The 10,468-nt window shown below is 74.2% G+C and carries 11 protein-coding genes; 5 read left to right on the forward strand and 6 right to left on the reverse strand.

Annotated elements, in window-relative coordinates; genetic code table 11:
* Positions 1-156 precede the first annotated feature (156 nt).
* Positions 157-420, forward strand: coding sequence for a WhiB family transcriptional regulator (locus IG05_RS0137985; protein ID WP_030348680.1), 264 nt, complete (start codon positions 157-159; stop codon positions 418-420).
* 153 nt (positions 421-573) lie between these two features.
* Here the strand turns inward: IG05_RS0137985 and IG05_RS0137990 are convergent, their stop codons facing one another.
* The 4 genes from IG05_RS0137990 to IG05_RS0138005 form a co-directional block, all read right to left on the reverse strand.
* Complete coding sequence (locus IG05_RS0137990; protein ID WP_030348681.1) at positions 574-1,548, reverse strand: acyl-ACP desaturase; 975 nt, start codon at positions 1,546-1,548, stop codon at positions 574-576.
* Positions 1,549-1,768: 220 nt separating this feature from the next.
* Positions 1,769-2,545 (reverse strand): dimethylargininase, encoded by a 777-nt coding sequence (ddaH, locus tag IG05_RS0137995; protein WP_030348682.1) that lies wholly within the window; start codon positions 2,543-2,545, stop codon positions 1,769-1,771.
* A 155-nt stretch (positions 2,546-2,700) separates the two neighbouring features.
* Positions 2,701-4,326: an ABC-F family ATP-binding cassette domain-containing protein gene (locus IG05_RS0138000; protein WP_030348683.1), complete on the reverse strand. Its 1,626-nt coding sequence runs from the start codon at positions 4,324-4,326 to the stop codon at positions 2,701-2,703.
* A gap of 310 nt (positions 4,327-4,636) precedes the next feature.
* Positions 4,637-5,053, reverse strand: a complete 417-nt coding sequence (locus IG05_RS0138005; RefSeq protein ID WP_030348684.1) for an SsgA family sporulation/cell division regulator — start codon at positions 5,051-5,053, stop codon at positions 4,637-4,639.
* A 229-nt stretch (positions 5,054-5,282) separates the two neighbouring features.
* Between IG05_RS0138005 and IG05_RS0138010 the strand changes: the two genes are divergently transcribed.
* Both IG05_RS0138010 and IG05_RS0138015 read left to right on the forward strand, forming a co-directional pair.
* Positions 5,283-6,521, forward strand: a complete 1,239-nt coding sequence (locus tag IG05_RS0138010; RefSeq protein ID WP_234336193.1) for a WD40/YVTN/BNR-like repeat-containing protein — start codon at positions 5,283-5,285, stop codon at positions 6,519-6,521.
* Positions 6,522-6,585: 64 nt separating this feature from the next.
* Entirely contained in the window at positions 6,586-6,921 is a 336-nt protein-coding gene (locus IG05_RS0138015) for a hypothetical protein (protein ID WP_030348686.1), read from the forward strand.
* A 36-nt stretch (positions 6,922-6,957) separates the two neighbouring features.
* Here the strand turns inward: IG05_RS0138015 and IG05_RS48625 are convergent, their stop codons facing one another.
* The gene (locus IG05_RS48625; protein WP_199808458.1) at positions 6,958-7,101 is read right to left on the reverse strand and encodes a hypothetical protein; all 144 of its coding nucleotides are present in this window, start codon (positions 7,099-7,101) and stop codon (positions 6,958-6,960) included.
* 59 nt (positions 7,102-7,160) lie between these two features.
* Here IG05_RS48625 and IG05_RS0138025 point away from each other — a divergent pair, with 59 nt between their 5' ends.
* Positions 7,161-7,865, forward strand: a complete 705-nt coding sequence (locus IG05_RS0138025; RefSeq protein ID WP_030348687.1) for an endonuclease V — start codon at positions 7,161-7,163, stop codon at positions 7,863-7,865.
* A 68-nt stretch (positions 7,866-7,933) separates the two neighbouring features.
* Here IG05_RS0138025 and IG05_RS0138030 read toward each other — a convergent pair whose 3' ends face one another.
* Positions 7,934-9,112 (reverse strand): saccharopine dehydrogenase family protein, encoded by a 1,179-nt coding sequence (locus tag IG05_RS0138030; protein ID WP_030348688.1) that lies wholly within the window; start codon positions 9,110-9,112, stop codon positions 7,934-7,936.
* 306 nt (positions 9,113-9,418) lie between these two features.
* Here IG05_RS0138030 and IG05_RS0138035 point away from each other — a divergent pair.
* Positions 9,419-10,468: CaiB/BaiF CoA transferase family protein (locus IG05_RS0138035; protein ID WP_078894788.1), on the forward strand; the 1,050-nt coding region annotated here is incomplete at its 3' end.

Raw genomic sequence — 10,468 nt, forward strand, 5'->3', positions numbered from 1 at the left:
GACGGCGGGCGTCCGCCGGGTTTTCGTCCCGGACCCGCGCGCCGCCGTGCGCGCGGGTGGCCCGGGGCAGCATCATCGGGGCGGCCGCCGGTCCCGGGGCGTGCCGTTGAGCCGGCGTTGATCGAACGTTTTTCTGCGTGCGGCAGGCTCCTGGCCATGCACTTCGAAACCATCACCGCGGCCGGAACCATCACCCCGGCCGACGACACCTGGCAGGCGCAGGCCCTGTGCGCGCAGACAGGGCCGGACTTCTTCTTCCCCGACCCCGGCAGCTCGGTGCGCGAGGCGAAGCGCATCTGCGGCATGTGCGAGCTGCGCCCGGCCTGTCTGGAGTACGCGCTGGCCAACGACGAGCGGTTCGGCGTCTGGGGCGGCCTGTCGGAGAAGGAACGCCTGGCCCTGCGCCGCACCGCCCGCTGACACCACCGCGCCAGGCACCACCCGCTGGCACCATCGCAGGCACCGCCGGCAGGCGTCACTGCGCCTCGCACCGCCCGTAGGCACGCCACGCCAGGGACCGCCCGCAGGCGCCGGCCGCCGGCCGAGGGAACCGTGCGCCCCGCGCGCGGGATGTCAGCCCGCGGCGCGTGCCGCCATCCGCGCCTTGCGCGCGGCCAGCTTCTCATCGAACTTCGCGGCCTCCGCGTCCAGCCCGCCCATGTACAGACCGAGCTCTTCCTGGGCCCGGAGCCCCTCGGGGCCGAGGCCGTCGATCTCCATGACCTTCAGGAAGCGCAGCACCGGCTGGAGCACGTCGTCGTGGTGGATGCGCAGGTTGTAGACCTCGCCGATCGCCATCTGCGCGGCGGCCCGCTCGAAGCCGGGGATGCCGTGCCCGGGCATGCGGAAGTTCACGACGACGTCCCGCACCGCCTGCATGGTCAGGTCGGGGGCCAGCTCGAAGGCGGCCTTGAGCAGGTTGCGGTAGAAGACCATGTGCAGGTTCTCGTCGGTCGCGATGCGGGCCAGCATGCGGTCGCAGACCGGGTCGCCGGACTGGTGGCCGGTGTTGCGGTGCGAGATCCGCGTGGCGAGTTCCTGGAAGGCGACGTAGGCGATCGAGTGCAGCACCGAGTGCCGGTTGTCGGACTCGAAGCCCTCGCTCATGTGCGACATGCGGAACTGTTCCAGCTTGTCCGGGTCCACCGCGCGGGAGGCCAGCAGGTAGTCCCGCATCACGATGCCGTGCCGGCCCTCTTCGGCCGTCCAGCGGTGCACCCAGGTGCCCCAGGCGCCCTCGCGGCCGAAGAGCGTGGCGATCTCGTGGTGGTAGCTGGGCAGGTTGTCCTCGGTCAGCAGGTTGACCACGAGGGCGGTCCGGCCGATCTCCGTCACCTTGGACTGGTTCTTGTCCCAGGCCTCGCCGTCCTCGAACAGGCCCGGGAAGTTGCGGCCGTCGCTCCACGGCACGTACTCGTGCGGCATCCAGTCCTTGGCGATCTGCAGATGCCGGTTCAGTTCCTTCTCGACCACTTCCTCCAGGGCGTACAGCAGCCGCGTGTCGGTCCAGACGGACGGGCTGTCGAGGTGGGGGGAGGTGGTCGTCACGGGAGCTCCAGGGGGACGCCGAACAGGGGAAGGGGGGGTCCGGCGAGCGGTGCCGGAGAACCTACGTGATCGTAGGCTACGAAGCCGTAGGTTACGAAGCCGTAGATTAAGGCTGCTGTAAAGAATCGCTGATCAGCATGCCCGCCCGGGCCTCGGCAGGGTGCCGGACGGCCCCGGGACCCGCAGGTCCCGGGGCCGTCCGAGTGTCCCGTTCCCCCGGTCAGGCGTACAGCTCCCGCAACCGGACCGAGAGGCACGTCACACAGCCCTCCAGCTTCTCGAACTCGCTGATGTCGACCGTCACCACGTCGTGGCCGAGATCGGTCAGCAGCTCCGCGGTCCTCGGTGCGCTCGCCGCCATCAGCAGCTTGCCGCCGCCGAGCAGCACCACGTGCGCGCCGGACTCCTCCGGCACCGACAGGAAGCCCGGGAACAGCGACGGCCGGTCGATCTTCGGGATGTGCCCGATCACCGTGCCGTCGGGCAGCGCGGTCACCGCCGACTTCAGGTGCAGCACCCGGCTCACGGGCACGGCCACCACACGGGCGCCCAGCGGTTCGAAGGCCGCCCGCAGCTGCTGCACGCCGGCCGCGTTGGTCCGCCCGCCGCGGCCGACGTACACGGTGTCGCCGACCTTCAGGACGTCACCGCCGTCCAGCGTGCCCGGCTCCCATATCCAGTTCACCGAGCAGCCGAGGCGGGCCACGGCCTCCTCGACGCCGGCGGTCTCCGCCCGCCGGGACTCGGCGCCGGGCCGGGTGATCAGCGCCACGTTCCTGAACATGACGACGGTGTCCTCGACGAACACCGCGTCGGGGCAGTCGTCGGCCGGTTCGACCTCGACCGTCTCCCAGCCGTGCGTGCGCAGGGCCTCGACGTAGGTGTCCCACTGTTCGGCGGCCAGCCCGGCGTCGACCTTCTCCCGCTCGATGTGCGTGACCAGGCCGTCGGCGAGGCGGGGGCCGGGGCGGCGGACGAGGGCCTTCTTGCTGGGCACGACGGGCCTTTCGAATCGGTCGGTGCGGTGGTGCGGTGGTGCGGTGTCCGGCGCCGCCGAGCACGAGGGCGCCGGTCCGTCATCATGCAGGGCGCTGTGGCCAGGACAAAACCCTCGTTGCCGGGCCGTGTCGCTCCCGGGACCCCGCCGGCCGGTCAGGCCGGGTCCGCGAGCGCCCCGGGCGTCGTCTCCGTCAGCACCCCTCCCTCCATCAGCAGCCAGCGCGTGATCCCGATCGACTCCAGGAACGGCAGGTCGTGTCCGGCGACGATCAGCGCCCCCTCGTACGACTCCAGGGCCGTGGTCAGCTGCCGGACGCTGGCCATGTCGAGGTTGTTGGTCGGCTCGTCGAGCAGCAGCAACTGGGGTGCGGGCTCGGCGAGCATCAGCGCGGCCAGGGCCGCCCGGAAACGCTCGCCTCCCGACAGGGTGCCCGCCTCCTGGTCGGCCCGCGCGCCCCGGAACAGGAAGCGGGCCAGACGGGCCCGGATCCGGTTGCCGGTGGCGCCCGGCGCGAACCGGGCCACGTTCTCGGCGACCGACAAGGCGTCGTCCAGCACGTCCAGCCGCTGGGGCAGGAAACGCAGCGGGACGTGCGCCGTGACCGTGCCGGCCAGTGGCGCCAGCTCGCCGGCGACCGTGCGCAGCAGCGTCGTCTTGCCGGAGCCGTTGCGGCCGACCAGCGCGATCCGTTCGGGGCCGCGCAGGTCCAGGACGCCCCGCACGCGCGCGTGGCAGGCCGTCTCCAGGTTTTCCAGGGTGAGCACCTGTCGGCCGGGCGGCACGGCCGTGTACGGCAGCTCGACGCGGATCTCGTCGTCGTCCCGTACGGCCTCCACCGCCTCGCCGAGCCGCTCCCGGGCCTCCGCGAGCCGCTCCTGGTGCATGATGCGGTGCTTGCCCGCGGACTCCTGGGCGGCGCGTTTGCGCGCCCCCATGACGATCTTCGGTTCGCGTTTGCTGTCCCACATCTTCTGGCCGTACCGCTTGCGGCGGGCCAGCTTGACCTGGGCGTCGGCCAGTTCGCGCCGCTGCTTGCGGACATCGGCCTCGGCGGCGCGCACCATGCGCTCGGCCGCCTCCTGCTCGACGGCCAGCGCCGCCTCGTAGGCCGAGAAGTTGCCGCCGTACCAGGTGACCTCCCCGGAATGCAGCTCCGCGATCTGGTCGACCAGGTCGAGCAGTTCCCGGTCGTGGCTGACCACGACCAGGACGCCCGGCCAGGAGGCGACGGCCTGGTACAGCCGCCGGCGCGCGTACAGGTCGAGGTTGTTGGTGGGCTCGTCCAGCAGCAGGACGTCGGGGCGGCGCAGCAGCAGCGCGGCGAGCCGCAGCAGCACCGACTCGCCGCCGGAGACCTCGCCGGCGGTGCGGTCCAGGCCGATGTGGCCGAGGCCGAGTTCGCCGAGGGTGGCCAGGGCGCGTTCCTCGACGTCCCAGTCGTCGCCGAGGGTCTCGAAGTGCTCCTCGGCGACGTCGCCCGCCTCGATGGCGTGCAGCGCGGCCCGCTGCCCGGCGATGCCGAGGGCCTGGTCGACGCGGAGTCCGGTGTCGAGGGTGACGTTCTGCGGGAGGTGACCGATCTCGCCGGCCGCCCGGACGGTGCCGTCGGCCGGGACGAGTTCCCCGGCGAGCAGCTTGAGCAGGGTCGACTTGCCCGATCCGTTGACGCCGACGAGGCCGGTCCTGCCGGGGCCGAAGGAGACGTCCAGGCCGTCGAGGACGGCGGTGCCGTCGGGCCAGGCGAAGGACAGGGAATGAGCGGTGAGGGAAGCTGACATGGGGCGCCTCGCGAGGGGTGTGAGCGTTCGGACGGACGCGTGTCGGGACACCGCGAGGCGGAAACCGAAGGGCCGGGCACCAAGGGCCGTGAAAGGAGGGCCTGTGCCGGGGGGACGGCTCGGACGCCGAGGTCGTACGCCGCGCACACCTCACCGGTGCGACACGGTGTCCCGGGACCTCAGACGAGCAACGTCCTTCTCCAATCGACGGCAACAGAACCGTCGTACACCGTAGGAGGGCGCCGGAGGGGGTGTCAACGCAATTGAGACGCCGGCCCCTCACGCGCGCGGGACGCCCGGGCGGGGCCGGTCAGCAGGCGTCCCGCATCAGCTCGGCCAGGTCGTGGTCCAGGTCCAGCTGGAGGTGCTCCAGGCCCACCGGGACCAGGTCCCCGGCCGCCTCCAGGAACCGCCGTATCTCGCCGGAGCGCACATGCACGACCGCGGTGCCCTCCGGGGCGTGGAACTCCAGCACCGTGCGGTCGTACCCGTACGGGCGGACCCGGACGTCACCCTGGCCCTCGGGGCCCTGCAGCCCGGCCATGAGCAGTTCGCGCGAGAAGGTCCAGCACACGTCGACGCCCTCCAGGGTGGCCGGGGCCGGGAAGGTCATGCGGACGGCGAACGGGTCGCGCCGGTCGTAGCGCAGCGTCGCGGGAATGCTCGGCATACGCGGTGCGGCGGCGACGAGTCGGGCCTCTACGGGCTGCTCGATGACGGTGGACAACGCCTTGCTCCCTCGTGACGGCTGGACTGCGCCCGGACGTGCGGCACCCGGCACCGGAAGAGACGACGGAATCGGCCGATGCGTGCACACGGGGAACGAGTGACCTCGGTCACCGCGTTCATGCACGGGGAACGCACGGCTGTTCCCTTTCATCAGCTTCATCAGCCGTCGCGTGCGGCCCGGCAGGCCCTCTGGACGGGGCGGGGGCGGTGAGTTAGCTTCGCCCGCCATGAGGCGTTCGGGGAGCACGCGGCACAGGGGACGGACGAGCCGGCTGGTGGCGGCGGCAGCGGCGTGCGGGGCGGTGCTGGCCGTCGTGACGGCCCCGCAGGCCGGGGCCCGCCCGCTCGGGCAGGACGGTGCCGGTCCGGCGGCCACGTCGGCGGCCGGCTCCGGCCGGGGAGGCACGCACGGGGCGGCGAAGGACCCCGAAGGCTCGCACGGGGCGGCGAAGGACCCCGGAGGCGTGCACGGGGCGGCGAAGGTGCTCGGAGGCGTGCACTGGGTGGCGAAGGACCCCGGTACGCCGCAGGTCCGCTTCCGCGGGCTGGCTGCCGTCGACCGGCGCACCGCCTGGCTGGCCGGCACCGGCGGCACGGTGCTGCGCACCACGGACGGCGGCACGAGCTGGCGGAACGTCTCTCCGCCGGGCGCGGCCGACGCGCAGTTCCGGGACGTGACCGCGTTCGACGCGCGGCGCGCGGTGGTGCTGGCCATCGGCGAGGGCGAGGCGTCCCGTGTCTACCGCACCGACGACGGCGGCACCACCTGGACGGAGTCCTTCCGCAACACCGACCCGCAGGCGTTCTACGACTGCCTCACCTTCTTCGACCGCCGGCACGGCCTCGCCCTGAGCGACCCCGTGGACGGGAGGTTCCGCCTGCTGTCCACCGCCGACGGCGGGCGCTCCTGGCGCGTGCTGCCCTCCGCCGGCATGCCGCCCGCACTGGCGGGCGAGGCGGGCTTCGCCGCGAGCGGCCAGTGCCTGGTCGCCTCCGGCCCGCGCGACGTCTGGCTGGCCACCGGCGGCGGCGCCCGCGCGCGCGTGCTGCACTCCGCCGACCGCGGACTGACCTGGACGGCCGCCGACACGCCGGTCCCCGCGGGCGATCCGGCGAAGGGCGTCTTCGCGCTCGCCTTCCGTGACCGCACCCACGGCATCGCGGTCGGCGGCGACTACCGCCCCGGCCGGCCCTCGCCGGACTCCGCCGCGGTCACCGCCGACGGCGGCCGCACCTGGCGGCCCGCCGATACCCCGCCGCCCGCCTACCGCTCGGGGGCCGCCTGGCTCCCGCACAGCCGTACCGCCGCGCTGGCCGTCGGCCCGGCCGGCACCGACCTGACCACCGACGGCGGCCGCAGCTGGCGCACCGTCGACACCGGCTCCTACGACACGGTGGCCTGCACCCCCGACCTCGGCTGCTGGGCGGCCGGCGAACGGGGCCGGGTGGCACGGCTGGAACGGTGAGGACGGTGAGGTAAGCGCGCGGAAGACGGGTACTCGTTCCCCGTCGCGAAGGAAAGGAGCGATCATGCCAGCCGGTTCCAGCCCCAAGCGCGAGCGCCAGTACGAGCACATCAAGGAGAGCGCGCAGGACCGGGGCGAGAGCGCCGAGCGCGCCAAGGAGATCGCCGCACGGACGGTGAACAAGGAACGCGCCCGCTCCGGCGAGTCCAAGACCGCCAGCCGCAGCTCGACGCAGGACATGTCGTCGTCCAAGCGCGGCGGTCAGCGGTCGGGCAACCGGACCGGGCCGCAGGGCCCGACGCGCGACCAGTTGTACAACGAGGCGAAGCAGCGCGGCATCGAAGGCCGTTCGCACATGAACAAGGACGAGCTGCGGCGCGCCCTGGACAAGAAGGGCTGACGGCCCCGGGCCCGTCACGCCCCGCGACGCGGAGGATCACCCCGCCGTCGCGGGGCTTTTCGCGTCCCTGGGCCCGGAAAAGCCCATGTCGTACTGCTCCTCCGGCCACGCCACGCGGTCCGGCGAGACGGCGTCCGCGGCGTCGGGCGGCGCGGTGCAGGTCAGCTCCGGTACGGACATGATCACGAGTCTGCCCCCGCCGGTCCGGGGGGTACGGCGGGCCCGTAGAGTCACCCGGCATGACGATCGTCGGCGTACCCGCGGGCTGGCCCGCGACGGAGGAGGAGGCCCGCGCCGTCCAGGAGGAACTGCGTGGACGGGTGGTGCTGGACGAGCCCGGGCCACCGCCCGGGACGGGCCGGGTCACGGGGGTCGACGTCGCCTACGACGACGAGCTGGACCTCGTCGCGGCGGCCGCCGTCGTGCTGGACGCCGCCACCCTGGACGTCGTCGCCGAGGCGACGGCCGTCGGCCGGGTCTCCTTCCCGTACGTGCCCGGACTCCTCGCCTTCCGGGAGATCCCCACCGTCCGCGCCGCCCTGGAACGGCTGCCCTGCCCGCCCGGACTGGTGGTGTGCGACGGCTACGGCCTGGCCCACCCGCGCCGCTTCGGTCTAGCGAGCCACCTGGGTGTGCTCACCGGCCTGCCGGCCATCGGCGTCGCCAAGAACCCGTTCACGTTCACCTACGACGACCCCGGGACGGCGCGGGGCCGGTCCGCGCCGCTGCTCGCCGGCACCGAGGAGGTCGGGCGGGCACTGCGCACCCGGGAGGGCGTCAAGCCGGTGTTCGTCTCGGTGGGCCACCGGGTGAGCCTCGGCACCGCCGTGGCGCACACCCTGGCGCTGACTCCGCGGTTCCGGCTGCCGGAGACCACCCGGCGGGCGGACGCCCTGTGCCGCCGGGCCCTGCGTGAGGCGGTCCGGGGCCCGGCCGGTTCCTGACGCGGGCCGCCCGCCCGGGCAGCGCGGAAACGCGCTCCGGCTCACCCGCCCGGGCGGCAGGCCGCCGGTCAGCGCCGGGCCGCCACCCGGAAGGTGAGGCCCGCGGCGCGCAGCCGTCCGGTCAGGGCGTCGCCCATCGCCTGCACCGGGGTGACCTGGCCGGCCGTGTCCGGGAGGTCGTCGAAGGCCAGGCACAGGGCCGCCTCGGCGAACATCTTCGCCGTCTCGTCGTAGCCCGGGTCGCCGCCCGCGACCTCGGTGAACACGCGCCGGCCACCGCCCTCGCCGACGAACCGCACCGAGAACCAGCTCTTCGCCCGCTTCTGCGCGCTGGGCCCGTCGCCCGGCTCCAGCCGGGCCGACAGCCAGCGCCGCGCGGGCGGCAGCTGGGCCGCGGCCGCCAGCGCGCCGACGGCGGCGACCCCGCCGACGGCGACCGGCAGCCGCCGCACCGCGGCGTAGTGCCGGTACCGGAAGTCCGGGCCGTACCGCTCCAGGGCCCGCGCCGAACGGCGCACGATCTGCGGGTCGATGGTGGGCAGCGGCAGCGCCCACGCGCCGACCTCCGAGGCGAACCTCGGCGGGCCCGCGGGCGCCGTCACCCGGCGGCCCGGCAGCCGCGGCTCGTGCCGGGCCCGGTCGCGGGCGGCGGCCAGCATCCGCCGCCCGCGGGCCATCTGGTTCAGCGCCGAGGCGAGCGTGCCGCCGGAGAAGGCCGCGTCGGCGGTCACATAGCCGTCCACGGTCAGCGGCACCCCCTCGGGGAGCTGACGGACCGTGAAGTACACGCCCAGGTCGTGCGGCACGGAGTCGAAGCCGCAGGCGTGCACCAGACGGGCGCCCGTCTCCCGCGCGCGTGCGTCGTGCCGGACGTACATCAGGTCCACGAACTCGGGCTCGCCGGTCAGGTCCAGGTAGTCGGTGCCGGTGTCGGCGCAGGCGGCGACGAGTTCCGCGCCGTGCAGCACGTACGGCCCCACGGTCGAGGCGACCACGCGCGCGTGCCCGGCGAGGGCGCGCAGGGTGGCCGGTTCGGCGGCGTCGGCCCGCAGGACACCGACGTCCGCGCCGCCGGGCAGGCTCGCGCGCAGCTCCTCCAGCCGCCGTTCGTCGCGGCCGGCGACCGCCCAGCGCAGGCCCTGCGGCGCGTGCCCGGCGAGGTAGTGGGCGGTGAGCGTGCCGACGAAGCCCGTGGCTCCGAAGAGCACCAGGTCGTACGGCCGGTCCGTCCTGCTCATCCTGCTCATGACACCCCTCGGGTTCGTACGGCCGCCGCGCAGCCCGCGCCGCTGTCGGTGGCCGAGGCTAGCGTGAGGGGGAGCGGAGCCCGACGACCAGCCCGGAGGCAGCGGTGGCCGTAGCCGGATATGCCCTGAAGAAACGGGAGACGGTGCCCGCCTCCCGGCGTCCTGGTCACCCGTCCGGGTGATGACGGGCGTGCCGGGCACTTGGCTAAGCGCTTGCTCGTTCAGGTCTTGTGTCCGGTGGAACGCGTTCCTAGCATCACCGGTGTTACATCAGTTGTGTCACACACGCGCTTGGGGGCTGGACGCATGACAACGGCAGGGACGCCGCCGACGCCGGGCAACGGCCCGCTGTCCGGCGTGCGCGTGGTCGAGCTGGCCGGCATCGGGCCGGGCCCGTTCGCCGCCATGCTGCTGGCCGACCTCGGCGCCGACGTGGTCAGGGTGGACCGCCCGGGCGGGCCGGGCCTCGCGATCGACCCCGCGCACGACGTCACCAACCGCAACAAACGCTCGGTCCTGGTCGACCTGAAGGCACCGGACGGCCCCGCGCGCGTCCTGGACCTCGCCGAGCGCGCCGACATCCTCGTCGAGGGCTACCGCCCCGGCGTCGCCGAGCGGCTCGGCGTCGGCCCCGGGGACTGCCACGCCCGCAACCCCCGCCTGGTCTACGGCCGCATGACCGGCTGGGGCCAGGACGGCCCGCTCGCCCGGCGCGCCGGACACGACATCGCCTACATCGCGCTCACCGGCACCCTCGGCATGATCGGCCGCCCGGACGAGCCCCCGGCGGTGCCCGCCAACCTCCTCGGAGACTACGCGGGCGGCTCGCTCTACCTGGTCGTCGGCGTCCTCGCCGCCCTGCACCACGCCCGCGCCACCGGCACCGGCCAGGTGGTCGACGCGGCCATCGTGGACGGCACGGCCCACCTGTCCGCGATGATCCACGGCATGCTCGCCGCCGGCGGCTGGCAGGACCGGCGCGCCGCCAACCTCCTGGACGGCGGCTGCCCGTACTACGGCACCTACGAGACCGCCGACGGACGGTACATGGCGGTCGGCGCCCTGGAGGGCAAGTTCTACGAGGAGTTCCTGCACCTGCTCGGCCTGGACGACCTGGTCCCCGCCCGCAAGGACTGGACCCGCTGGGGCGAGCTGCGCGAACGGATCGCCACCGCCTTCGCCGCCCGCACCCGGGACGAGTGGACCGCCGTGTTCGAGGGCTCCGACGCCTGCGTGGCGCCCGTGCTCGGCCTGCGCGAGGCCCCGTACCACCCGCACCTGGCCGCCCGCGGCACCTTCACCGACCACGGCGGCATCACCCAGCCCGCCCCCGCCCCCCGCTTCTCCGCCACCCCC

It is taken from the genome of Streptomyces sp. NRRL S-1022, assembly GCF_000720135.1.
Lineage (GTDB): Bacteria > Actinomycetota > Actinomycetes > Streptomycetales > Streptomycetaceae > Streptomyces.